We start from the raw sequence: 23,787 nt of genomic DNA, 5'->3' as shown, positions 1-23,787 counted from the left end.
GTAGGAACCACACCCCATACCCCGAATCGGTAAAAATTACGGAATTGCGGTTGGCCGGGCAGGGTTACGTATGGGTACTGACACACCTACGGACGGAGGGCCGGTGCTGTACGGGCGGGCAGCCGAGCAGGAAGCCGTCGAGGCGCTCCTGACCGCCGCCGCGAGCAGGCGCAGCGGCGCCGTGGTGATCCGCGGCGAGGCCGGCATCGGCAAGTCGGCGCTCGCCGACTGGACCGCCTCCACCGCCGCCGCGCGCGGCTTCCGCATCCTGCGCGTGACCGGCGTCGAGAGCGAGGCCGACCTGGCGTACGCGGGCCTCGTCCAGCTGCTGTGGCCCGTCCAGGAGCACATCGCCGCCCTCCCCCGGCCCCAGGCCGACGCGCTCCGCGCGGTGCTGGGCACCGGCGGCGCCACCGGCGTGGACCGCTTCCTCAACGCCCTGGCCGTGCTCACCCTCCTCACCGAGCTCGCCGACCGGCAGCCCGTGCTCTGCCTCGTCGACGACGCCCACTGGGTCGACCGCGCCACGACGGAGGCGCTGCTGTTCACCGCCCGGCGCCTGGCCGCGGAGGGCGTCGTCATGGTGTTCTCGGCCCGCACCGGCTCCTTCGACGCCGCCGGCCTCGCCGAACTCCACCTGTCCCGCCTGAACGACGCCGACGCGGCGCGGGTCCTCGCCGCGCGCAACCTCCCGGCTGCCCTCGCGGAACGGATCATCGCCGAATCGGGCGGCAACCCCCTCGCGCTCGTCGAGTTCGCCGCCTCGCCCGCCCCCCAGCCGGACCCCGCTGCCCCGCTGCCGGTCCCCGACCGGCTCACCGGCCTGTTCCACGCGCAGATCGCCGGCCTCCCCCAGCGCACCCGCACCATGCTGTCCCTGGCCGCCGCCGAGGGCCGCGGCCACCTGCCCACTCTCGCCACGGCCGGGCGAGTGCTCGGCGCGAGCCTGAGCGACCTCGACAAGGCCGACCGCGCCGGGCTGATCTGCATCACGACGGACCGGGTCGTCTTCCGCCACCCGATGATCCGCAACGCCGCCTACCACGCCCTCGCGCCCAGCCGCCGGCTCGCCGTCCACGCCGCCCTGGCCGGCGCGATCGACGACCCCGACCTGCGCGTACGCCACCTGTCCGCCGCCACCACCGAGCCGCACGAGCCGACCGCCGCCGACCTCGCCGCAGCCGCGAGCCGGGCGCACGCCCGGGGCGCGTACGCCTCGGCCGCCCACCTGTACGAGCGGGCGGCCCAGCTCACCCCCGACCCGCGCCGCCGCGCCGAACGCCGGGCGCGAGCCGCCGAACAGGCCCTCGCCGCGGGGGACACCGACCACGCCGAGACCCTCGCGGCCGACGCCGCCACCACGACGGCCGACGGCCCCCACCGGGCCCGCGTCGCCCGGGTCCGCGCCACGGTCGCCTTCGAACGCGAGAACCCCGGCCACGCGGCCCTCCTGCTCATCGACGGCGCCGCCGGGGCCGAACCGGAGCACGCGGCCGAGATGCTCCGGCTCGCCGCCGGCTACGGCTGGTTCTCCGGCGACCCCGCCACCGTCCACACCGCCGCCGCGCGCCTCGACGCCCTCGGCCTGCCCGACGACACGGCGACCGGCATGGCGCTGCTCATCGAGCAGGACTACCCGGCCGGCGTGCGCCGGCTCGAACGCCACGTACGGCGCACCCTCTCGGCAGGCGGCGACCCCGAGCGCATCCACGCCATCTACGCCGCCGCCCTGCTCGGCGACGACGACGCCGTCCTGGAGCTCACCGCCGCCGAGATCGAGAAGTACCGCAGGCAGGGGCTCATCGGCCGCCTGCCGAAGGTCCTGCAGAACCGGTGCACCGCCCTCTTCCGGGCCGGCCGCCCCCAGGACGCCGCCGCGGCCGCCGCCGAGGCCGTCACGATCGCCCGCGACACCGGCCTGCGCCGCCGCATCGACGAGATCGAGGTGGCGCTCGCCTGGATCGCCGCCGCCGAAGGCGACGAAGCCCGCTGCCGCGAGCTCGTCGCCGACGCCACCGACACCAGCCGCGTGGCCGCGGCCTGCGCCCTCAGCCTCCTCGACCTCGGCCTCGGCCGCGACGAGGCCGCCCTGCGGCGCCTCGAAGCCGCCCACGCCGGGCCGGGCCACCACGTCACCGTGCTCACCACGTCCATGCCGGACCTCGTCGAAGCCGCCGTACGGATCGGCGCCGCCGAACGGGCCGAGGAGCCGCTGCGCCGCTTCGAGGCATGGGCCCACGCGAGCCGCCAGCCATGGGCCGAAGCCGTCGCGCTGCGCTGCCGCGCCCTGCTCACCGGCTCCCCCGACCTGTACGCCGACGCGCTGGCCCTGCACGCCAAGGGCGGCAGGCCGTTCGAGCGGGCCAGGACCGCCCTGCTGTACGGCGAGCGGCTCCGCCGCGACCGCCGCGCCGCCGAAGCGCGCGAACACCTCACCACGGCGCTGCGGATCTTCGAGGAGCTGCGCGCCCGCCCCTGGGCCGAACGCAGCCGCGGCGAGCTGCGCGCCATCGGCGCCCCGGCCGCCCCCGCCCGCCCGGCCGCGCCCAACCCCCTGGACCGGCTGACCCCGCAGGAGCTGCAGGTCACCCGGCTGGCCGCGGAGGGCCACACCAGCAGGGAGATCGCCGCCCGGCTGTTCCTCAGCCGCCGGACCGTCGAACACCACCTCTACCGGGCCTACCCGAAGCTCGGCGTCACCTCCCGCCGCGAGCTGGCCCGGCTCAGCATCTTCGGCTGAACCCGCCGGCCTGGAAACCACCGGCCTGGAAACCACCGGCCTAGAAGCCACCGCCGCCGAACGAGCCGAAGAACTCGGAGAAGACGGCGAAGAACGCCAGACCGGCGACGGCCGCCACGAGCCCGAGGACGATGCCCCCGTAGCCGCCGCCGACGGCGCCGGCGGGCGCGGCGTGCGTCGGGTCCTGCGGGTCGTACAGGACCTCGACCTCCCGGCCTACCCCCAGGTCCGACACCGCCCACGACTCGGTGGTCACCTCCCGCCCCTCCACGGTCGTGAACGTCAGCACCGGCCGCCGGCTCGCCCGCAGATGCTCACCCCGCCCGGCGAACGTCGTCCGCACGTCGGCGACCACGCCCGGCACCCGCCGCGCCCCGCGCACGAACCGCCTGCCGTTCACGATCCCCCTGACCGACCCCCACGCGATCACCGCGCCGAACGCCACGAACAGCAACGGAAAGTACGCGAAGACCTGCTCCACCAAGGTTCCCCCTGAGCTCGACACACCCTGACAACGATCAACGACCCCGCGAAGTTCGCACGGCGCGGCTCAGCCGGTCAGACCGAGGGCGGGGCGCAGCTCGGCCCACGCCCACGCCCCGAGCGTCGTGTCGGTGGTCGTCACCGCGGTCCGCGGCTGCTCGGGCACGAAGCCGTCACGCAACCCGGTCGACATGCCCATCACCGCCTCCACCCGCGCCGGCGACAGCCCCGCGCCCGTCAGCGCCGCCCGCATGTCCTCGTCGGCCACCCGGCGGACCGTGACCGTACGCCCCACGACCTCCCCGACCACGGCCACCGCCTCCTCCCACGACAGGTCCCCGGGCCCATGCACCGCCTGCACCCGCCGCCCCGACCAGTCACGGCTCAGCACCAGCGACGCGCCCACCGCCGCGATGTCCGCCGGAGCCACCCACGCGAACGGCATACCGGTCGGCAGCAGCACGGACACCTCCCCCGCCCGGATGCCGTCGAGCTCGTACAGCAGATTGCTGTAGAAGAAGCCGCACCGCAGGTGGGTGACGGCCAGACCCGCCTCCCCCACGACGACGCGGTCCAGCGTCTGCTCCACCCGCGCCAGCCCGTCGATCTCCCCGGCGCCCTCCCGCAGCTCCGCCCCCACGCTGCTCTGCAGCACCGTACGCGGCACGCCGTTGCCGGCCACCGCGGCGGCCACGACCTTCCCCACCTCGGCGTACGCGGCCACCGGATCGTCGCCGTCACCCGGCGGCACGACCAGGAACAGCGCGTCCACACCCCGCGTAGCCTGAGACACGGCCCCGGCGTCCCGCAGATCGACCTCACGCGCGTCGACGAGGTCACCCCAGGCCGCGCGCAGCCGCTCAGGATGACGGCTCAGCAGCCGGGGGCGGACCCCGGCACGGACCAGATGCCCGACCAGAAAACGACCGACGTTGCCGGCCGGTGCAGTGACAGCGATCTCCATACCGCCACCGTACGAACAGATGCGGCCGGATCCCGGCCGCAACTCACCCTCCGGCCCGGCCCGAGGGACGGCTTGACCCTGACGCTGGGTCAAGCTTTCAGCATGGTGGCATGACCGATGAAGAGCGGGCGGAGAGAGACGACACGACCATGCGGCACTTCACCATCCGGCACGACGGCGTCACGATCCCGGTGTCCCAAGGGGGCCGGGGACGGCCGCTGGTCCTGTGCCCCGGGCTGAACTCCACCCAGGCCGACCTGCGCGAGCTGGCCGAGCTGCTGCGACGCGACCACGAGGTGGTGACCTTCGACCTGCGCGGCCACGGCCTCGCCTCGGCCGCCGGCCGCTACTCCTTCGAGGCGTTCCTCGGCGATCTCGGCGCGGTGATGGCCGAGCTGGGACGGCGCGGCCTGGCCGAGGCGCCCGTGCTGGCGGGCTACTCGCTGGGCGCCGACCTCGCCGTGCACTACGCCTGCGAGCGTCCCGGCGCCGTCGCCGGGCTCGTCCTCGTCGACGGGGCAAACCCGGTGCCGGAACCGTTCGTCACCGAGGCCCTCCTGCCGCAGTTCCGCGCCATGTGGGAGGGCCTGGCGGCCCGGCAGGAGACCCTGCGGGGCACCGCGCGCCAAGTGCTGCTCACCGCCCAGGAGATCGCCGAGCTGAACCTCGAGATCGACGCGATCCGGGCCGGGATCCTCGACCGGTACAAGAAGATCGACCGGCCCATCACCATGATCATGTCGACCTCGATGGCCGGCGGCGACGGCGAGGGACCCGCGCCGGGCTTCAACCGGAACTGGCGGGCGGGCGTCGAACGACTCGTCCGCGCGCACCCGCACATCACCACCACCTGGCTCGACGCCGACCACCAACTCGTCTTCACCCATGCCCACGAGATCGCCCGGATCATCGGCAGGGCGACGGCGAGCTTCTGAAGCGATTCCTGGAGAGTGCTCTGATGCTGACCATCAGCGAACTGGCGTCGTACGCGGGAGTGACGGTCCGCGCGGTGCGGCACTACCACGCCAAGGGGCTGCTGCCCGAGCCGGAACGGGACCACTCCGGCTACCGCAGGTACGACGGCGGCGCCGTGGTCGAGCTGATCAGGATCCGGACCCTGGCCGAGGCCGGGGTCCCGCTGGCGCGGGTGCGAGAGCTGCTGCGGGCCGGTGAGGAGGAGTTCGCCGCGGCGATCGCGGACATCGACCGGAGGCTGCGGGCGGAGATCCGCGAGCGGCAGCGGCATCGCGAGCGGATCGCCCGCCTGGCCGCCGGGGAACTGCTGGTGCTGCCCCCGGAGGTGGTCGCGTATCTGGACCGGCTGCGGGAGCTCGGGGTCGACGAGCGGATCGTCCAGGCCGAGCGCGAGGGCTGGATCCCCTTGGCGGCACACTCTCCCGGGCGGGTGCCGGAGTGGATGGCGCGCAAGCGCGAGCAGCTCGGCGACCCGCGGTTCGTCGACTTCCTCCTCACGCTGAGCCAGGCCCTGGACCGGGCCGACGACGACCCGCTGCTGGCCGGGCTGGCGGACAGGCTGGCCGCCTACCTGACGCGGCTGGCCGACGAGCGCGGCGAGGACTACGTCGACGACACCGGCATCGAGCTGCCGCTCGCCGCGCTGATGGACACGCTGGCGTTCGCGACGGTGCCGCCGGCGCGGCGGCTGATCGAGCTCCTGAGGCAGCGCGGCTGGACGGGCTGGACCAGGCTCGAACGCCTGCGTTGACGCGGCCGGCCCACCATGCGCTATAAATGTAGCGATACAGATGTAGCGAATGGAGTCGAGTCATGCACGACGTCCTCATCGTGGGAGCCGGCCCCACCGGACTGATGGCCGCCTGCGAGCTCGCGCTGGCGGGCGTGTCCTGCACGATCGTGGACAAGCGCGGCAGCGCGTCCAGCGTCACCCGCGCCTTCGGCCTGCACGCCCGGGCCCTGGAACTGCTCGACGCCCGCGGCCTGGGCGACGCCCTCGTCCGGGCGGGGAACCCGCTCAGGACGGTGCACCCCGCCTACGCCTCACGGGTCGACTTCGGACGGCTCGACACGCGCTACCCGATGCTGCTGCTCGTCCCCCAGAACGGCACCGAGAAGCTCCTTCAGGACCGGGCCGCCGAGCTCGGCGTACGGATCCGCCGCGACGCCCAGGTGACCGGCCTGACCCAGGACGCCGACTCGGCACGGCTGACGCTCAAGGACGGGGACGAACTGGAGGCCCGGTACGTCATCGGCGCCGACGGCGCCCACAGCACGGTCCGCGACCTGACCGGCGTGGGCTTCGCCGGCGCGGCCTACAGCCTGCCCATGCTGCTGGCCGACGTCCGCATCCCCACCGCCGAGCCGCCGCCCATCACGCAGGTCGGCACGCAGGGCGTGGTGGTGACCCTCCCCTTCGGCGACGGCTGGTACCGGGTCGGCGCATGGCTGCGCGAAGAGGAGAAGGACGCCGGCTTCGCCCGGATCCGCGAAGCCTTCCACCACATCGCCGGCACCGACTACGGCATGAGCGAGCCGCGCTGGTTCTCCCGCTTCACCGCCGAACGCCGCCAGGCCCGCAGCTACCGATCAGGGCGTGTGTTCCTGGCCGGGGACGCCGCCCACGTCAACTCCCCCATCGGCGGCCAGGGCATGAACACCGGTATCCAGGACGCCGCCAACCTGGGCTGGAAGCTCGCCGCCACCCTGCACGGCTGGGCACCGCCCTGGCTGCTCGACACCTACCACGCCGAGCGGCACCCCGTCGGCTCCGCCGTCCTGGCCATGACCGACCACCTCACCGGGCTGGTGCTCAGCGGTTCACGAGCGCGCCTGGAGATCAACCGGCGCGTCATGGCGACCCTGCTCCACACCGCGCCCGGCCGCCGCCGCATCCTCGGCAGGCTGTCCGGCCTGGAGTTCGCCTACCCGCCCCGCGAGCCGGACGCCCACCCGCTGGCCGGCCGCCGCGCCGCCGACGGCCCGACCCACACGGGCCGCCTGTACGAGGTGCTGCGCGCCGGCGCCTTCGTCCTGCTCTCCGACCACGGCGTCCCGGCCCCGTGGCGTACCCGCGTCCGGCACGCCAGGCCCCTGACCAGCACCAGGCCCGAGGCGACGCTGGTCCGCCCCGACGGGTACGTGGCCTGGGCCGGGGACCACACCGGCGTCGAAGCGGCTCTGGTGAAATGGTGCGGTCCGGCCGGCCACCCCACCAGGGAAGGAAACCATGCCACCGCCTAACCCCCAGCGCCGCGACCACCTGGCCGACGCGGCCATCACCGTGCTGGCCGAGCAGGGGTCACGCGGGCTGACCCACCGAGCCGTCGACACCGCCGCCGCCGTGCCGGCCGGCACCGCCTCGCGCTACTTCCGCACCCGCGACGCGCTGCTCGACGGGGTCATCGAGCGCATCACCCACCGGCTCGGCGAACGCGTGGACTCCTGCACCGTCCGGCCGATCTCGCCGGCCGACCTGGAGGAGGCGCTGGTCGGCGTCCTGACCACGATGCTGAGCGACCGGCACGACCCTCTGGCCCTGTTCGAGCTGCACCTGGAGAGCACCAGGAACCCCCGGCTGCGGCGCGTACTGACCGGCGCCCTGCACAGCCGGAGCGACCTCCTCGTCCGCCAGTGCCGCGCCGCCGGGATCGACATCGGCCAGGACGAGGCCATGCTCCTGGAGATGAGCGTGCTCGGCATCCTGTTCACCGCCCTCACCACCGGCGTGCCCGAGTCCCCGAGCGAGCCGATCCGCACCGCCGTGCGGGCTCTCCTGGCCCGGACCGGCTGATCGCTCCTGCCGGCGGCCTTTACGTTGTAGATCACGTAAGGCCGAGCAGGCGGACGCTCTCCTCCCGCATCTCGACCTTGCGGATCTTGCCGGTGACCGTCATCGGGAAGCCGTCGACGACGTGGACGTAGCGCGGGATCTTGTAGTGGGCGAGCCTGCCCGCGCAGAACTCGCGCACGGCCGCCGCGGTCAGCGGCTCGCTCCCCTCCCGCATGACGATCCAGGCCATCAGCTCCTCCCCGTACTTCTCGTCGGGCACGCCGATCACCTGCACGTCGGCGATGTCGGGATGATGGTGGAGGAACTCCTCGATCTCGCGCGGGTAGACGTTCTCCCCTCCCCTGATGACCATGTCCTTGATCCGGCCGACCACGTTGACATAGCCGTCGGCGTCCATGGTGGCCAGGTCGCCGGTGTGCATCCAGCGGGCGGCGTCGATGGCCTGGGCGGTGAGCTCCGGCTCGTTCCAGTAGCCGAGCATCACCGAGTAGCCGCGCGTGCACAGCTCGCCCGGCTCGCCGCGCGGCACGGTCAGCCCGGTCTCCGGGTGCGTGATCTTGACCTCGACGTGCGGCATCACCTGCCCGACGGTCTCGGTGCGGCGTCGCAGGTCGTCGTCGGACCTGGTCATGGTGGAGACGGGCGAGGTCTCGGTCATGCCGTAGCAGATGGCGACCTCGGCCATGTTCATCTCGGTGACGACGCGCTTCATCACCTCGACGGGGCAGGGCGAGCCCGCCATGATGCCGGTGCGCAGGCTGGACAGGTCGAAGCGCCCCGCGAGGGCGAGCTCGGCGATGAACATCGTCGGCACCCCGTACAGGGAGGTGCACCGCTCCTGCTGGACGGCGCGCAGCGTCGCCTCCGGGTCGAAGCCGGGCGCCGGGATGACGACGCAGGCGCCGTGGGAGGTGGCGCCCAGGTTGCCCATCACCATGCCGAAGCAGTGGTAGAAGGGCACCGGCAGGCAGACCCGGTCGTGCTCGGTGTAGCCGATGCCCTCGCCGACGAAGTAGCCGTTGTTGAGGATGTTGTGGTGCGAGAGCGTGGCGCCCTTGGGGAAGCCCGTCGTGCCCGAGGTGTACTGGATGTTGATCGGGTCGTCGGGACTGAGTGCGGCCATGCGCTCGCGCAGCGCCTCCTCGGGAGCGAGCGCCTCCAGCGGGCCGGGCTCGCCGAGGTAGACGACGCCGGAGAAGCCGATCTCCTCGATCATCGCCCGGTAGTCGCTGCCCTTGTGCGTGCGCGCGCTGAACAGCAGGCGCATCCCCGACTGCCTGACGACGAAGTCGAGCTCGTGGGCGCGGTAGGCGGGGTTGACGTTGACCAGGATCGCGCCGATCTTCGCGGTGGCGTACTGGACGATCACCCACTCGGCGCAGTTGGGCGCCCAGATGCCGACCCGGTCGCCCTTGGCGATGCCGGCGGCCAGGAGCGCGCGGGCGAGCCGGTTCACGTCGGCGTCGAGCTCCGCGTACGTCCAGCGGCGGCCGGTGGGCACGTCGACGAGGGCCTCGCGGTCGCCGAAGCGCCGGACGGTCCGTTCGAAGTTGTCGCCGATGGTCTCGCCCAGCAGCGGGGCCGGCGCGACCGCGCTCGAATAGGACCACATGTCAGAACCTCCGATCGGTGCATTCATTGAAGACCACGGGGTGGCCGGGTGGCCAGCTAGACGAGGTTCTTGAGGGCCTGGTTCTGCCAGGCGGCATTGGCCGTCAGCTCGGGGGCGGCTCCGGCGAACGCCCCTCGGGCCTGCGTGTCGCCCATGAGGCGGTAGCGCAGCCAGGCGGTCACGTAGCCGAGGAAGGCGCCGCCGGTGTTCTGGATGTCGTTGTGTCCCGCGCCCTTGAGCAGCGCCATGCCCGCCCCGGCGGTGGCCTGGTCGTAGTAGCCGCGCACGGTCGCGGCCGAGGAGATCAGCCAGTCGTTCGCGCCGCTGAGGAAGAGCACCGGGCAGGTCAGGTCGGCGACGGAGAACTCGTCCCCGGGGCTCGCCATCCACTGCGCGGGCACGGCGATCGGCACGACGGTCGTGATCAGCCCGGCGGAGTCGTTGGCCGCGTTGATCGAGCCGCCCGCGCCCTGGGAGTGGCCGGCGGCGGCGATCCGGGTGGCGTCCAGCTTGCCGTGGAAGACGCTGGCCGGGTCGTCGCCGAGGGCGGCGAGGTGCTGGGCGGCGGCCAGGATCTCGGCGCCGGTGCCGGTGGTCGTGTCGGTGGAGGCGATCACCGCGAAGCCCCACGAGGCGAGGTGGTTGAGCAGTCCCGGGTAGTTGTCGGGGGTGGCCCACGAGCCGTTGCCCCAGGTGACGATCGGGTGGGTGACGCCGCCCGCGCCCAGGGTGGCGGGGTGGTACAGGCGGTGGCCGCCGGAGGTTCCGGTGGTGACCGGCCACGGGCCGGTCGCCTGGTAGGCCGACTCGATGGTGGCGGTGGCGGTCGCGGTGGCGCTCTCGGCGGCCGACGCCAGGAACGCGGCCGGCAGGAGGCCGAGCGTCCCTGCGCGCAGGGCCTGGCGACGGGTGATGTTCTTCATGGGCACCTCACGGGTGGTCCGGAGACGCCGGGCGTCTCCTGGGGTGGGGGGAAGCACCGGCACGGTGCGCGGGCTCCGCGCGGCCGTGCCGGTGGGCGTGCCGTTGGATAGACGGCCGGTGGTCAGGCGCAGCCGGGGGTGCCGGAGGCGCGCTGCTGGCGCATGGCGGTCACGTCGCCCGCGACGGCGGACTGCGCCATCGGGCCGAGGTCGAGCACGACGTCGGTGAAGGCGAGCGACGCCTTGCGCATGACCGCCAGGTCGATCGCCTCGGCCCCGAACCTCGGCGAGAACAGCGTCTTCGGCGCCGCGATGGGCGCGATGACGGGCAGCAGGTGCTGGTTGTACGGGGTGCCCTCGCCGCCGAAGGAGCAGTGGCGCGGCACCTTGGTGAGGTCGGCCGCCGACAGGCCCTTGAGGATCGCGGTGCGCCGTACGTCCCAGTGCTCGATGTGGCCCCTGACCAGCTCGCGCAGCGGGGTGCTCTCGCTGACGGGGACCAGCAGCAGCTCGGTGAGCGCGGGGTCGGCGACGAGCTGGCGGCCCGGCAGGCCGCCCGGCCTGGCGACCGCGTCGTAGCGGCGGGCGCCCAGGTGCTCCAGGACGACGACGGAGGAGACTCCGCCCTGGTCGTACTCGGCGTCGAGCTGGGCGGCGAGCTGGCCCGCGCCGCCCTCGCGCACGTCCGGGCCGGTCAGGTGCTGGTAGAGGTGACCGGTGACGAAGGCGAACTGCACCGTGCGCGGGCGGCACGCCACCGGCAGCGACGCCAGGTAGCGGGCCATCTCGATCATGGTGAGGGGGCCGTTGTCCCACACCGGGCTCATGCCGTCGGTGTGGCTCTCGACGACGATCTTCTGCGCGGCGCCACCGGGGAGCGTCGCGAGCAGGGTGCGGGTGGTCGTCGGCGTCCAGGCGGCGTTCACGGTGAGCGCGGCCTGGACCTGCTGCCCGGCGGCCAGCGCGTCCTTGATCTGCTTGCCCTGGTCGGCGCCGACGTACACGCCGGGCACGCCGTACGGCAGGCCCTCGTAGGGCGCGTACATGCCCTCGATCTGGGCGTGCGGGAGCGTGCTGATCTCGATCACGCCCAGCGCGCCCGCGGCGGCGGCGGCCTTCAGGTCGGCGTCGGCCGCGGCCGGGGCCTCCATCGACTCCGAGCCGAGCATGTTGATCGTGAGACCGGGGTCGTACACGGAGTAGCCGAGGGTGAGCGGATAGAAGAGCAGGTTGGGCACGTTGGTCCACGGCAGGTCCCGGACGACGATCTTCCCGGCGGCGTTGGCCGCGGTGATGCCCGTGCCGGCGGGCAGGTGGACGAGCGGCGCCGTGACGCCGGCGGCGGCGGAGAACGGCACCGGGGCCGCCACCTGCACCGGCGTGCCGCCGACGGTCAGGGCGGCGCCGAGGCTGTCCCAGCGGTCGATGGCGTAGGGCAGGGAGGAGAGCTGGAGCCCGGGGACGGCCGCCAGCTCGTCCTCCAGCCAGTCGATGTAGCCGGCGTGCGCGGTCGAGCCGGTCGGCCTGGGGCCGAACGCCTCCTGCTGCTCGGCCAGCTCGCCCAGGCGGGCCTCGGTGGCGAACGCGGCGGGGTCGACGCGAACGGGGCAGGTCAGGGTGGCCGCCTGGGCGGCGGCCGGCAGGGCTGGTGTGATCAGGGGGAGGAGAAGGGCGAGCAGGGCGAGTCGTCTCACGGGGGATCCTTCCAACGAAACGTTTTAATACGTGGTCCGCGACAGTCCCCCGATGCGCGGCCGGGCTTTCTCAGTGGCGGGGCGGGCCTGTGGTGCCCCGGACGATCAGCGTGGGCGAGACCGACGAGGTCACCGACCGGGTCCGGCCCTCGATGCGTTCGACGAGCAGCTGCGCGGCGATCGCCCCGATGGCCTGCCCGTCCTGGTCGACGCTGGTGAGCGAGATGCGCTTGAGCGAGGCGATGCCGATGTTGTCGTAGCCGGCGACCGACAGGTCCTCCGGCACCGACAGGCCCGCCTCGTCGGCGGCGCGCAGCACGCCGAGCGCCGCGATGTCGGCCCCGGCGAAGATCGCGGTGGGCCGGTCGGCGCGGGCGAGCAGTTGCCGCGCGCCCTCGTAGCCGCCCTCCTCGGTGAAGGAGGTCGCCAGCACGTCGTCGGCCAGCCCGTGGGCGCGCATCGCCTGGCGGTAGCCTTCGGCGCGCACCGTGTGCGGGAGCCCCTGGGCGCGGGCGCGCTCCAGGTGGGTGATGTGCGCGATCCGGGTGTGCCCGAGCCCGACCAGGTGGTCGACCACGAGCCTGGCCCCCATGACGTCGTCGTCGACGACCGCGCCGTAGGCGGCGGAGCCGCCGTGCCGGCCCACCACGACGACGGGGACGGCCGTCGCGATGGCGGTGAGCTCGGCGTCCGTCATGACCGGGGAGATCAGAATGAGCCCGTCCATGCTCCGGTCGATCATGGCATCGGTCATCCGGGCCTGCGTCCTGGGCTCGATCCCGCCGGGGCCGAGCAGCACTTGGTACTGGGTGTCGCTCAGGTGCCCGGTGACGCCCTCGATGATGTCGGGGAAGAACGGGTTGCGGGTGTCGGAGAGCATGACGCCGAGCGTGTAGGTGCGTCCGCGCAGCGCGCGGGCCGCGGCGTGCGGGCGGTAGCCCAGCTCGTCGATGGCCTGCGACACCTTGGCCTGCATCTCCGCGCTCACGCCGTAGGCGCCGCGCACCACCTTGGACACGGCCGCCGTGGACACTCCGGCCCGCCTGGCCACGTCGGCGATCGTCACCCGTCCGCTCGGCACACGCCGTCCTTTCTCTCGTAGAACGAACTACACGATCTTTCTGAGGGAGGAGGCTAACTCGGATCGATGCTCAGGTCTACCTCTTGACGGGCGATTATCTTGTGCCCTAACAATGGAGAACGTTCTACACAACCAACCCCCCTATGTGAACAGGAGCACGGGCGTGAGAGCACCATCCCGTCTGCTCGGCGCGGCGATCGGCGCCGTCCTCGCCCTGTCCGTCTCCGGCTGCGGGTCGCCCGCCCCGGAGGGGACCGGTCAGGTGAAGCTGACCCTCTGGCACAACAGCGCGGACCCGGCGGCGCTGCTGGAGATGTACGAGAAGTTCGAGAAGCAGTCCGGCCACACGATCGAGCTCGTGTCGATCCCGTCCGACGGCTTCGAGGACACCACCCAGACCAAGTGGGCCACCGGCGAACGCCCGGACATCCTGGAGTATCACGCGACGGTGAGCGGCCTGCTGGCCCTCAACCCGGCCGAGAACCTGCGCGAGCTGACCGGCGAGGCGTACATCGCCAGGTCCGGCGACCTCTACCAGGCCGCCGGGGCCGTGAACGGCAAGGTCTACGCCGCCATCACCGGCTTCCCCCAGGTGTTCGGCCTCTACTACAACAAGAAGGTCTTCGCCGAGGCCGGGCTGACCCCGCCCACCACCTTCGCCGAGCTGTCCGCCGCCTGCACCGGGCTCAAGGCCGCCGGGGTCACGCCGGTCTTCGAGTCGGGCGGGTCGATCTGGCCGGTGCAGATCCTGCCCATCCTCTACCTGGCCGGCGCCAACCAGGGCAACGCGTACGGCAAGGCCATCGCGAGCCACACCAGCACGCTGGCCGACGCGGGCTCGCCCTTCGTCGCCGGGCTGAGCGCCTACGCCAAACTGCAGGCCGACGGCTGCTTCAACAAGGACATCGTCACCGCCAAGTTCGAGGACTCGATGAAGGCCCTCGTCACCGGTGAGGCGGCCATGGTCGCCCAGCACTCCGACATGCTCCCGGCGCTCCTCGCGGCGGCGGGCGGCGACCAGAAGATCGTGGACGAGTCCGTCGGCTTCGCCGGGCTGTCGAGCGACAAGCCGCTCGTCACCTACGCGCCCGGCCCGATCGGCACGTTCTACCTGCCCAAGACCGGCGATCCGGCGCGCGAGAAGGCGGCGCTCGACTTCGTGCGCTTCATGACCGGCCCGGCCTACGCCGAGTACATCGCCGCGTCCAAGACCTTCCCCGTGCTCAAGGACGTGCCCGGCCCGCAGGGCGTCCCGTCCGTGCTCCAGGACGTCAAGAAGGCGTACGACACCGGCGCGGTCATCGCCTTCAACTCCGACATCCCCGGCATGGGCGGGCTGGCGCAGCTCATGTCCGAGCTGATCGCCGGTCAGAAGGACCCGCAGAAGGCCGCCGCCCAGCTCCAGGGCCAGGTCGAGCAGGCGGCCAAGGCGGCGGGGCTGCCCGGATGGTGATGCGGGACATGACGCGGGCCAGGGCGGCCTGGCTGCCGTGGGCGCTGCCCGCGATCGTGCTGGTCGCGGTCTTCTTCGTCGCCCCGTTCCTGCTCAACGTCCGGTTCGCGTTCTCCTCGTGGACGAGCTTCCGCGCCGAGATCACCTGGAACGGGCTGGACAACGTCCGCACGCTGATCGACCAGGACCTGCTGGCCAACGCGGTCACCGTGACCGTGCTGTACGCGATCCTGTGCATGGCCATCCAGAACGCCGTCAGCCTCTCGCTGGCGCTGGCCCTCCAGCGGACCGGCCGGGTCAACACCGTCTTCCGCTCGGCGTTCTTCCTGCCGACGCTCATCTCGCCGCTGGCCGCCGGCTACATCTGGCGCGGGCTGCTCGCCCCCGACGGGGCGGTCAACTCCTTCCTCGGCATCGAGTGGGCCTGGCTGGGCGAGCCGGCCACCGCGCTGGTGGTGGTCGCGTTCATCGACGCGTGGAAGTGGAGCGGGCTGATCACGCTCGTCTACATCGCGGGGCTCAACTCGATCCCGAAGTCGCTGCTGGAGTCGGCGACCGTCGACGGGGCCGGGGCGTGGACGCGGTTCCGGCGGGTGGTGTTCCCGATGCTCGCCCCGGCGCTGACGTTCAACGTGGCGGTCACGCTGGTGGGCGCGCTGAGCGCGTACGACGTGATCGCCGCCACCACCGGCGGCGGGCCCGGCGACCACACGCGGGCGCTGAACGTGGTGATGCGCCAGCAGTGGGGTCAGGGCTTCTTCGGCACCGCGAGCGCGCTGGGCTTCACCGTGACGCTGCTGGTGATCGCGACCGCCGTGCCCCTCGTGTGGTGGCTGCGGCGCAGGGAGGTGACGGGATGAGGCCCGCCTTCAGGCAGGCGCTCAAGTACGCGGCGCTGACGCTGTTCGCGATCCCGTGGGTGATCGTGCCCGTGTGGCTCGTGGTCGTCAACTCGTTCAAGCCCGCGGGCGAGGCCGCCGAGCTGGGCCTCGGCCTGCCCCGCACGTGGGCGGTCGCCGAGAACTACGGCATCGTGCTCGACCGGGGCGCCTACCTGACGGGGCTGCTCAACAGCCTCAAGGTGAGCGTGCCGATCGTGGCGGCCGTGGTGCTGCTCGGCGCGGCGGCGGCCTGGGCGTTCGGACGCAGCCGGTCGCGGTGGCTGCAGGCGGCCTACTTCGTCATGGGCCTGTCGATCCTGCTGCCGCCGTCGATCATCCCGACCGTCTACCTGCTGCGCGCCCTGTCGCTGGACGGCGGCTCGCTCGGCTACGTGCTGACGATGACCGGCTGCCGCGTCGGCATCGTGGTCTTCCTGGCGACCGGGTTCGTCCGGGCGTTCCCGCCCGACCTGGAGCATGCCGCCGCCATCGACGGCGCCTCCCGCCCGCAGGTCTTCGTCCGCATCCTGCTGCCCCTGCTGCGGCCGGTGCTGTTCGTCGGCGGCGTGATCCTCGTCATCAGCGTCTGGAACGACTTCTTCTTCGCCCTCTTCCTGCTCCAGGGCAGCGCGAACGCCACGCTGCCGCTCAGCCTGTTCCAGTTCGCCTCCGGCACCCTGCAGAGCCTGAACTGGAACCTCGTCTTCGCCCACGTCCTGCTCACCACGCTGCCCCTCGTGGCGGTGTACGTCGCCGCGCAGAAGCGCGTCCTGGCCGGTCTCACGGAAGGTGCTCTCAAGGGATGACCACGCACGACATCGCGCTCGACTGGGTCAGACGCGAGATCGACGGGGGGCGGCTGCCGTGCGCGGTGTTCGGCGCCGCCACCTCCGGCGGCATCCAGGTGCTGGAGGCGTTCGGCACGCACGACGGCCGCGCGACCAGGACCGACGACCACTTCGCGCTCTTCTCCGTGACCAAGCCGCTGGTGGGGCTGGCCGCGCTGCGCCAAGTCGAGCGCGGGCTGCTGTCGCTGCGCCGCCCGCTGCGCGACGTGCTGCCGGACTTCGCGCGGCCCGACGTGACCCTGTGGCACCTGCTCACCCACACCGCCGGCATCGCCGAGCAGACGCTCACCCCCGACGACCTGGTGGAGCACCTGGTCACCGCGCCGGCGCTGTTCGAGGCGGGCACGCTCAGCCACTACTCCAACCTGGCCTTCGCCGGGATCGCGGAGATGATCCGCGACGTCACCGGCCGCGACGTGGCCGGCGTCGTCGACTCCGACCTGAACGCGCTGGTGCCGGGCGGCGGGCGCATCACGTTCGACCCGGCCTGCGACCCGGCCGAGGTCCACGGCGTCGAGCTGCTCGGGCCCGGCTTCGACCTCGACGCGTTCGTCCGGCTCCGCCACCCGGCCGGGGCGCTGTTCTCCCGCGCCGAGGACCTGCTGGCGCTCGGCGGGGCGCTGCTGCGCGGCGACCGCGCGCTGATCCACCCGACCACCCTGGCCGCGATGACGACCCCGCAGACGACGGGCCTGGTCAAGCTGCAGCCCGACCCGGTCAACGCCGGGCAGGACTGGGGCCTCACCTGGAACCTGCGCCACTCGGCTCCCGGGCTGCTGGAACGGCGGCTGTACGGGCACGGCGGCGCCTCGGGCTGCCAGTGGTGGATGTACCCGGAGCAGGACGCGTGCTTCGTGCTGCTGATCAACGTGATGGCGCCGAGCCTGTCCGGCGTCGACGTCGACGGCCTGCACAACGCCTTCACCACCGGGCTCGATGCGTGAACGGGGAATCGGGGGTGCTCGGCCCGCAGGTCTCGGGCGCGCAGGCGCCGCTCATCCGTCCGGTCCCGCCCGGCCCGCAGGCGGGGCTGACGTGCGGTCTGGCCGATCCCGTGGGCGTGGACGAGCCGTCGCCCCGGCTGTCGTGGGGCGCCCGGCTCGCCGAGGAGGCCGCCGTGACGGTGCGCGCCGAAGGGCGCGAGGTGTGGCGGTCGTCCGTCCCGGCCGGGTCGCACCTGGTGGACGTGCCGGACGACCTGCTGGCGCCGCTGACGCCGTACACGTGGAGCGTGGACGGGCACGCGGCCGGCGCGTTCACGACGGGCCTGCGGGCGGGCGGCGGGTGGGACGCCCCGTGGCTGGCGGGCGATCCGCGGGCGGCGGTGAGCCTGCGCGGGTCGTTCACCTCGCGGCCGGGGCGCGTCTGGCTGGCGGCCACCGCGCTGGGCGTCTACCGGGCGCTGCTCAACGGGGTGCGGCTGGGCGAGGAGGAGCTGGCCCCCGGCTGGACCGACTACGGTCACCGGGTCCGCTACCGGCTGCTGGAGCTCACGCGGCTGCTCGTGCCGGGTGAGAACGAGCTGGAGCTGTGGCTGGCGCCCGGCTGGTACGCGGGTCACGTGGCCGGCGGCGGGCCTGGGCGCTACGGCGACCGGCCCGCCGTCAGCGCCCAGGTGCTCGTGCGGGACGGCGCCGGGGTCCGGCGGGTGTGCGCCACGGACGCGGCCTGGACCCGGCACGACCTCGGCCGCCCGCGCGCCGACCTGATCATGGGCGAGACCGTGCAGACGCCGTTCCCGCAGGCGGGAACCGTGCACACGCCGTTCCCGCAGGGCGGGGCGGCCGAGCCGGTGGCCGTCCCGGAGGTCCTCGTGGAGGCCGACCCCGCTCCCCCGGTGCGGGTGATCGGCACCGTGCCCGCCGTGTGCGTGACCGAGCCCGCGCCGGGCGTCCAGGTGGCCGACTTCGGGCGCAACGTCGTCGGGCGTGTCCGGCTGCGCGTCGACGCGCCGGGCCCGGCGCGGATCGTGGTGCGGCACGGGGAGGAGCTGACCGCGACCGGGCGGCTCTACACCGACAACCTGCGCACCGCGGACCAGCGCGACGAGTTCCTGCTCGGGCCCGGCCGGCACGAGGTGGAGCCCGCGTTCACGCTGCACGGGTTCCGCTACGCGGAGATCACCGGCTTTCCCGGCGCGCTGACGCCGGACGACCTGGAGGCGGTGCTGCTGTCGTCGGCGATGGCCGTCACCGGCTCGCTGACCGTGAGCGATCCGGCCGTCCGGCAGCTCGTCGCCAACATCGGCGCGTCGGCGGACGGCAACCTGGTGAGCGTGCCGACCGACTGCCCGCAGCGCGACGAGCGGACCGGCTGGACGGCCGACATCTCGGTGTTCGGCTCGACGCTCAGCTTCCTGCGGCACACGCAGGCGTTCCTGTCCGGGTGGGTGACGTCGCTGATCGACGGGCAGCGGGCCGACGGCGCGGTCCCGCACGTCGCGCCGGTGCTGCCGGAGTACGGCTACGACTCCCCCGTGTGGTCGGACGCGCTGGTCGAGGTGCCGTGGCTGCTGTGGCGGCGCTACGGCGACGACCGCACGCTGCGCCGCGCGTACGACCCGATGCGGCGCTGGGCCGCCTACTGCCTGGCCCAGACCGAGGACGGCGTCCGGCCGGGCCGGGCGCTGGGCGACTGGCTGGCCCCCGGCACGGTCGAGACGCCCAGGAACCTCATCGCCACCGCCGCGCTCGCCCGCAGCCTGCGCCTGATCGCGCACGCGGCCGGCGTGCTCGGCGAGCCGCACGCGGCGGAGTACGCCGAGGCGTCCGCCCGCGTGTCCGGCGCGTTCCGGCGGGCCTTCCTCGACGGGCCGAGGCTGCGCACCGAGACGCAGACCGGCTACGCCGTCGCCCTCGCCTGGGACCTGGTCGCGCCTGAGGACCGGGCCGCGTCGGCGCGGGCGCTGGCCGAGCTGGTCCGCGCCGACGGGCACCGGCTGATGACGGGCTTCGTCGGCACCCCGCTGCTGCTGCCGGTGCTGTCGGAGACCGGACACCACGACCTGGCGTGCCGGATCTTCAACCAGGAGGGCTACCCGTCCTGGCGCTACCAGCTCCGCGCCGGGGCGACGACCATGTGGGAGCGCTGGGACGCCTGGCACCACCGCCACGGCCTGCAGACGCCGGCGATGAACTCCTTCAACCACTACGCCTACGGCTGCGTGGGCGACTGGCTGTTCCGGCACGTGGCGGGGCTGGGCGACGACCCGCGCGGGACGGGCGGCGGCTTCGGCGAGCTGCTGCTGCGCCCCGGTCCGGTCCCGCTGCTGCGCCAGGCGCACGCCCGCTACGCGAGCGCCTCGGGGACCGTCGAGTCGGGCTGGCGGGCCGGGCCCGACGGGGTCCAGTTCACCTTCGCCGTCCCGGAGGGCGTGAGCGCCCGCGCGGTGCTGCCCGTACGCGGCGCGTGGGACGGGATGACCGTGAACGGCACCTTCCTCATGGGCCTGAACGAGCAGCTGCCGGTCACCAGGCTGGCCGGCGGGGGGTGCGCGCTGAGCCTGCCGCCGGGCCGCTGGTCGTTCACGGCTCCCTCGGCGGCCACGGCCCACCTGCTCCAGGAGTGGGACGACCTGGGCTCGTGGCGGCGTCAGGGCTTCCAGACGAGGTAGGACAGGGTGACGCTGCCGCCGGGCCGGGAGACGTCCGTGACCCGCACCGCGGCGACGTTCCGCTCGGTGGTCTCCAGGCAGTACCAGACGCCCTTCTCGGCGTCGACGCTGCCGTAGTGGCGGCGCTGGAGCCGCGCCGCGCACGCGGCCTTCGTGGGGGTCCCGTCGAAGGGGGTGATCCGCAGCTCGCCGCCCCCCTTGGTCCAGAGGTCGGTGTACGGGGCGTTGTAGACGATGTCGGCGGTGGCGTTCACCTCGCTGACGACGCCGCTCTCCAGGTCGAGGTAGTCGTTGTCGGCCAGTGTGACCTGGCCCTCGCCGGTCGCGGTCGTGGAGGGTGACGGGGTCGCCGGGACGGTGACCTCCTCGCCGCCGGCCGAGGAGGCGGGGATGGCGGTGGGGCTGGCCGCGGGGATGGCGGCGGAGGCTTCGGGCGCTGTCAGGAGGCGGTCGAAGGCGGCGCCCGCCGTCCCGGCCCCGACGGCGATCAGCACGGCCACCAGCAGGTCGGCGATGCGCAGGGCGCTGCCGAGCCGCCGCAGCAGCAGGACGAACCCGAGCAGGGCGGCCAGCAGGCCGGTGACGAGGATGCCCGTCACCGAGCCGCTGACCGCCAGTTGCGCGACGGCGGCCGTGTCCGCGACGAGGCCGAGCCCGGTGAACAGCACGGCCTCACGGGTCCGGGCGGGCGGACCGGCCGTTTCCGAACTGGTCAACACGCGTTCCTTCCGTCGCGGCGCGCGGCTGTGGGGCGGGGCTCCCGGTCAGGGCGCCCTGAGGTAGGCGACGCCGAAGTGGGCGTCGGCCAGGGTGCCCGCCCCGGAGTGACAGTAGACGTCCATCAGGAGCGCGGGCGGCGCGCTGTGGGCGTTGACGTTCCCGAGATGGCAGTAGCGGCCCGCGCTCCGGGACGACACCTGGGCGCTGTCGCCCGGCTTGCCGATCCCCGTGTACGCGATCCGGTACCAGCCTGCCGAGAGGCGGGTGACCGCCGGGGTCTCGGCGCTCGTGCTGTGGGAGCGGCGGGTGTCGATCCCGGGGTTCTCCGGGTCGCCCGTGGTCGTGACGTAGGCCGCGGGCGTCGAGGCGTCCCGGTGCAGCCCGGCGTCCTGCGTGTAGGACAGGACCCACGGGGAGTCGATCCGGCGGGGCGTGGCGTCCGCGCCGATCGCGTAGCAGCCGACGCTCACCTCCAGACCGTCCCCGGCGGGCGAGGTGCCTTCCGCGTGGCAGCGCGCGGGCGTTCCCGTCCCGTACGCGCCCACCTGGAGGTATCCCTTGTCGGCGGCGTACGGCGCGCCCTTGAGCACCGCCGTGTAGCGGCCGGTCCCCTCGTGGCGCACGTGGTTGACCAGGCCGGCCGAGTTGAACGTGCCGTCGTTGCGCGCGGGGGCGAGGTCACCGGCGCCGCCGGGCGCGTCGTAGCGGACGGTGGCGTAGGGGGTGTCCCCGGCGGCCGGCGCGGCGAAGAACACGGTGAACCACCAGTCCACCGGGGCTCCGGTCTGGTCGAAGCAGCGCACCCGGATCACCTCGTCGGGCCCGGCGGGCTGCTGACCGGCCACCGAGCAGACGCGGCCCCGGTAGTGCGTGCGGTAGGCGGTGGCGTGGGCGACGCCGGTCTGCGAGGCGACGTCCGGCAGGCGTACCTCGTAGTCCCCGGTCCCGGTGCGTCTCACGCTCGCCCGCCGGCTCGCGGTGGCGGGGTCGAGCCTGCCGGTGGTCCACTGGTAGGCGGGGTTCAGCGCCGTGTCCGCGCCCAGCGGCGCGCTCGCCTGGTCCATGTACGCGTAGCCCCAGCGGGGCGTGGCCGACGGCGCCGGGGCGGCGGCGGCGACCATCGCGTCGACGAGGCGGGCGACGAGGCGCCTGCCCTCCTTCTCGGTCAGCTCGGGCTCCTGCGGCTGCGGGGAGGGAGCGCCGGCGTCGGGCGACACCCCGATGGGGAAGGTGATGGCGTCCCAGTCGTCGAAGCCGCTCAGCGTCTCGTCCTTGCCCGGGTAGCGGAAGCCCGGGTCGCGGACCTGCGTGTCGCCGGGCTCCGCCATGGTCGAGCACTCGTCGTCGTTCCCGGTGACGATCAGGTCGCCGTAGCGCCGGTCGAGGTCGTGCGGCGTGGTGTCCAGGCCGGGCCGCGTGCCGGCGGGATCCTCCGGGGAGACGCACACCTGGCTCCAGCTCAGCAGGCTCACGCCGACCTCGTGCGACGGGTCGGGGTCGGCGGCGCCGCCGGAGCTCCAGTCCCAGTCGATCCCCTGGGAGGCGTCGGCGACCCGCTGGACCAGGCGGGGGTCGAGCCAGGTCACCAGCAGGTCGGTCCAGGCCCCGACTCCCCTGCTCTCGACCAGCTTCGACTGCCGCAGGTCCGTGAGCTTCTCCCGCGAGTAGTCGATCGAGCTCACCGCGCGGACGCGGTCGCTCCAGACGTCGGCGTCGGCGTCGCCCATGCTGCCGACGGCCGCCTGCCAGGCGCTGTAGTCGGGCACGCCGATGAGCCCGTAGGCGTAGTTCATGACGGACAGGTAGTTCGGCTTGTGGTTGACGCCGTCGCCGCCGCCGTGGGCGAGCCCGAGCGCGTGCCCCAGCTCGTGAACGAACAGCGCGCTCCGCTCGCGGTCGGTGACGTCGCCCCACGATCCCAGCGTGACGATGAAGTCGGTACGTCTCCCGCCCGCGTGCGAGTGGCCGCCGCTGTGGTTGTCGCTGTACTGGTAGCCCCACAGGGAGTAGAAGAAGAACCCCTGGCGGGCGGCGGGGAAGTTGCCGTCGCGGTGGTGCTCGAAGACGGTGCGCCCGTCCGGCTCCTCGGCGAACAGGTAGCGCCTGCGCTCCTGCGGCGTCACCGCGATGGCGGTCGACTCGTCGATCAGCAGCTGGATGCCCGTCCTGGACACGGGACCGTACGGGCAGGCCCCGGCGGGGCTGACCGGCGCGCTGTCGAACATGTGCCGCGCCTCCGCCAGGGCGCCGGGCGTGGGCCGGTCGGAGTCCGTGCCGTCGTCGAGCCAGTCGATCTCCACGGCGATCGTCTTGCGGCAGGGGTCGGCGCCGTGCTCGGGCAGCCAGGTGTCGCGGGTGCCGTCGGGACGCGGGATGCCCCGGAGCTCGACGCGGTCGGTCAGGCCGTCGCCGTCGGTGTCCGCGTCCGGCAGGCCCTCCCGGGTGTTCCAGGTCTGGTCGGTGTTCTTGTAGAAGCGGTGGAGCAGCTCGGCCGAGGCAGGACGGTCGGCGTAGACGGCGCCGCTGTCGCGGTCGACGATCCTGAGGGCCTTCAGGTCCCAGTTGTCCGCGTTCAGGTCGGGCGCCGTGTTCAGGTGGTGGAAGGTGAAGCCGTCGAGCAGCGCGTCGGCTGGCACGCACGGCGACAGGTGGGCGTGCCAGGTGAACGTGGTGTGCTGGAGGTCGCCGGTGCCGCCCAGGTGGAACCGCTCGGGCGGGGTGTCGTCGGCGCCGTCGCCGTTCCAGTCCTCGAAGAGGAACGCCTGGCCGCCCAGGGTCACGGTCTCGGTGGAGTCGTCGCGCAGCCCGTCCCCGCCCGTGGTGACGGAGAACGTCACCCGGCACACCTGGCCGGCGTCGGCGTGCGCCGGAGCCGCGGGGGTGACGGGCGACAGGCCGGCCAGGGCGGCGGCCGCGAGCAGGACGACCGCGAGCACGGCGGACGCCCGCGGGCGCCGGGTGCGGGTGGCTCCTGGAGGTGGTCGCATACGGCTGCTCCTAACGTGA

Annotated in this window: 18 protein-coding genes; 10 read left to right on the top strand and 8 right to left on the bottom strand. The window is 73.5% G+C overall.

What is annotated here, in order from left to right; genetic code table 11:
- Positions 1-103 precede the first annotated feature (103 nt).
- Positions 104-2,740, top strand: a complete 2,637-nt coding sequence (locus tag AB0J53_RS27690; RefSeq protein WP_364177523.1) for an AAA family ATPase — start codon at positions 104-106, stop codon at positions 2,738-2,740.
- 40 nt (positions 2,741-2,780) lie between these two features.
- On the opposite strand, the gene AB0J53_RS27685 is transcribed toward AB0J53_RS27690, so the two are convergent.
- Both AB0J53_RS27685 and AB0J53_RS27680 read right to left on the bottom strand, forming a co-directional pair.
- A complete protein-coding gene (locus tag AB0J53_RS27685) occupies positions 2,781-3,221 on the bottom strand; it encodes a DUF3592 domain-containing protein (RefSeq protein ID WP_308125945.1) in 441 nt (146 codons plus the stop codon).
- Between the two features lie 69 nt (positions 3,222-3,290).
- The gene (locus AB0J53_RS27680) at positions 3,291-4,187 is read right to left on the bottom strand and encodes an NAD(P)H-binding protein (protein WP_364177520.1); all 897 of its coding nucleotides are present in this window, start codon (positions 4,185-4,187) and stop codon (positions 3,291-3,293) included.
- Positions 4,188-4,297: 110 nt separating this feature from the next.
- On the opposite strand from AB0J53_RS27680, the gene AB0J53_RS27675 reads away from it, so the two are divergent.
- The 4 genes from AB0J53_RS27675 (at position 4,298) to AB0J53_RS27660 (ending at position 7,956) form a co-directional block, all read left to right on the top strand.
- Positions 4,298-5,122: an alpha/beta fold hydrolase gene (locus tag AB0J53_RS27675; protein WP_364177517.1), complete on the top strand. Its 825-nt coding sequence runs from the start codon at positions 4,298-4,300 to the stop codon at positions 5,120-5,122.
- A 23-nt stretch (positions 5,123-5,145) separates the two neighbouring features.
- Positions 5,146-5,913: a MerR family transcriptional regulator gene (locus AB0J53_RS27670; protein WP_364177514.1), complete on the top strand. Its 768-nt coding sequence runs from the start codon at positions 5,146-5,148 to the stop codon at positions 5,911-5,913.
- 62 nt (positions 5,914-5,975) lie between these two features.
- Positions 5,976-7,406 carry an FAD-dependent monooxygenase gene (locus tag AB0J53_RS27665; RefSeq protein WP_364177511.1) on the top strand — a complete coding sequence of 477 codons (1,431 nt, stop codon included), beginning with the start codon at positions 5,976-5,978 and terminating at the stop codon, positions 7,404-7,406.
- Positions 7,393-7,956: a TetR family transcriptional regulator gene (locus AB0J53_RS27660; protein WP_364177508.1), complete on the top strand. Its 564-nt coding sequence runs from the start codon at positions 7,393-7,395 to the stop codon at positions 7,954-7,956. The genes AB0J53_RS27665 and AB0J53_RS27660 overlap by 14 nt, the downstream gene beginning before the upstream one ends.
- Positions 7,957-7,987: 31 nt before the next feature.
- On the opposite strand, the gene AB0J53_RS27655 is transcribed toward AB0J53_RS27660, so the two are convergent.
- From AB0J53_RS27655 to AB0J53_RS27640, 4 genes are all read right to left on the bottom strand, one after another.
- The gene (locus AB0J53_RS27655) at positions 7,988-9,568 is read right to left on the bottom strand and encodes an AMP-binding protein (protein ID WP_364177505.1); all 1,581 of its coding nucleotides are present in this window, start codon (positions 9,566-9,568) and stop codon (positions 7,988-7,990) included.
- A 56-nt stretch (positions 9,569-9,624) separates the two neighbouring features.
- Positions 9,625-10,491, bottom strand: a complete 867-nt coding sequence (locus AB0J53_RS27650) for an alpha/beta hydrolase (protein ID WP_364177502.1) — start codon at positions 10,489-10,491, stop codon at positions 9,625-9,627.
- Positions 10,492-10,613: 122 nt separating this feature from the next.
- A complete protein-coding gene (locus AB0J53_RS27645) occupies positions 10,614-12,185 on the bottom strand; it encodes a hypothetical protein (protein WP_364177499.1) in 1,572 nt (523 codons plus the stop codon).
- Positions 12,186-12,255: 70 nt separating this feature from the next.
- Positions 12,256-13,266 carry a LacI family DNA-binding transcriptional regulator gene (locus AB0J53_RS27640; RefSeq protein ID WP_357589348.1) on the bottom strand — a complete coding sequence of 337 codons (1,011 nt, stop codon included), beginning with the start codon at positions 13,264-13,266 and terminating at the stop codon, positions 12,256-12,258.
- A 163-nt stretch (positions 13,267-13,429) separates the two neighbouring features.
- Here AB0J53_RS27640 and AB0J53_RS27635 point away from each other — a divergent pair, with 163 nt between their 5' ends.
- The 5 genes from AB0J53_RS27635 to AB0J53_RS27615 are packed head-to-tail and all read left to right on the top strand — an operon-like array spanning position 13,430 to position 20,061.
- A complete protein-coding gene (locus AB0J53_RS27635) occupies positions 13,430-14,719 on the top strand; it encodes an ABC transporter substrate-binding protein (RefSeq protein WP_364177495.1) in 1,290 nt (429 codons plus the stop codon).
- A gap of 8 nt (positions 14,720-14,727) precedes the next feature.
- Positions 14,728-15,579, top strand: coding sequence for a sugar ABC transporter permease (locus AB0J53_RS27630; RefSeq protein WP_246645848.1), 852 nt, complete (start codon positions 14,728-14,730; stop codon positions 15,577-15,579).
- On the top strand, positions 15,576-16,406 hold the full coding sequence (locus AB0J53_RS27625; RefSeq protein WP_219509070.1) for a carbohydrate ABC transporter permease: 831 nt from the start codon (positions 15,576-15,578) through the stop codon (positions 16,404-16,406). Before AB0J53_RS27630 ends, AB0J53_RS27625 begins: the two co-directional genes overlap by 4 nt.
- On the top strand, positions 16,403-17,392 hold the full coding sequence (locus AB0J53_RS27620) for a serine hydrolase domain-containing protein (RefSeq protein WP_364177491.1): 990 nt from the start codon (positions 16,403-16,405) through the stop codon (positions 17,390-17,392). Before AB0J53_RS27625 ends, AB0J53_RS27620 begins: the two co-directional genes overlap by 4 nt.
- Positions 17,389-20,061 carry a family 78 glycoside hydrolase catalytic domain gene (locus tag AB0J53_RS27615; protein ID WP_364177488.1) on the top strand — a complete coding sequence of 891 codons (2,673 nt, stop codon included), beginning with the start codon at positions 17,389-17,391 and terminating at the stop codon, positions 20,059-20,061. Before AB0J53_RS27620 ends, AB0J53_RS27615 begins: the two co-directional genes overlap by 4 nt.
- Here the strand turns inward: AB0J53_RS27615 and AB0J53_RS27610 are convergent.
- Both AB0J53_RS27610 and AB0J53_RS27605 read right to left on the bottom strand, forming a co-directional pair.
- A complete protein-coding gene (locus AB0J53_RS27610) occupies positions 20,040-20,777 on the bottom strand; it encodes a hypothetical protein (RefSeq protein ID WP_364177485.1) in 738 nt (245 codons plus the stop codon). The two genes, AB0J53_RS27615 and AB0J53_RS27610, sit on opposite strands and share 22 nt — an antisense overlap.
- A 48-nt stretch (positions 20,778-20,825) precedes the next feature.
- A complete protein-coding gene (locus AB0J53_RS27605) occupies positions 20,826-23,768 on the bottom strand; it encodes a hypothetical protein (protein ID WP_364177483.1) in 2,943 nt (980 codons plus the stop codon).
- Between the last annotated feature and the right edge of the window lie 19 nt (positions 23,769-23,787).

This window comes from Nonomuraea sp. NPDC049725 (genome assembly GCF_040674795.1).
GTDB classification, from domain to species: domain Bacteria; phylum Actinomycetota; class Actinomycetes; order Streptosporangiales; family Streptosporangiaceae; genus Nonomuraea; species Nonomuraea ceibae.
This window is presented reverse-complemented; position numbering and strand designations above follow the sequence as displayed.

Excerpts from the sequence above, each read along its gene's own strand:
- AB0J53_RS27630 (WP_246645848.1), top strand. The coding sequence starts at position 14,728 with ATGACGCGGGCCAGGGCGGCCTGGCTGCCGTGGGCGCTGCCCGCGATC.
- AB0J53_RS27605 (WP_364177483.1), bottom strand. The coding sequence starts at position 23,768 with ATGCGACCACCTCCAGGAGCCACCCGCACCCGGCGCCCGCGGGCGTCC.
- AB0J53_RS27675 (WP_364177517.1), top strand. The coding sequence starts at position 4,298 with ATGACCGATGAAGAGCGGGCGGAGAGAGACGACACGACCATGCGGCAC.
- AB0J53_RS27665 (WP_364177511.1), top strand. The coding sequence starts at position 5,976 with ATGCACGACGTCCTCATCGTGGGAGCCGGCCCCACCGGACTGATGGCC.
- AB0J53_RS27650 (WP_364177502.1), bottom strand. The coding sequence starts at position 10,491 with ATGAAGAACATCACCCGTCGCCAGGCCCTGCGCGCAGGGACGCTCGGC.
- AB0J53_RS27625 (WP_219509070.1), top strand. The coding sequence starts at position 15,576 with ATGAGGCCCGCCTTCAGGCAGGCGCTCAAGTACGCGGCGCTGACGCTG.
- AB0J53_RS27670 (WP_364177514.1), top strand. The coding sequence starts at position 5,146 with ATGCTGACCATCAGCGAACTGGCGTCGTACGCGGGAGTGACGGTCCGC.
- AB0J53_RS27660 (WP_364177508.1), top strand. The coding sequence starts at position 7,393 with ATGCCACCGCCTAACCCCCAGCGCCGCGACCACCTGGCCGACGCGGCC.
- AB0J53_RS27655 (WP_364177505.1), bottom strand. The coding sequence starts at position 9,568 with ATGTGGTCCTATTCGAGCGCGGTCGCGCCGGCCCCGCTGCTGGGCGAG.
- AB0J53_RS27620 (WP_364177491.1), top strand. The coding sequence starts at position 16,403 with ATGACCACGCACGACATCGCGCTCGACTGGGTCAGACGCGAGATCGAC.
- AB0J53_RS27680 (WP_364177520.1), bottom strand. The coding sequence starts at position 4,187 with ATGGAGATCGCTGTCACTGCACCGGCCGGCAACGTCGGTCGTTTTCTG.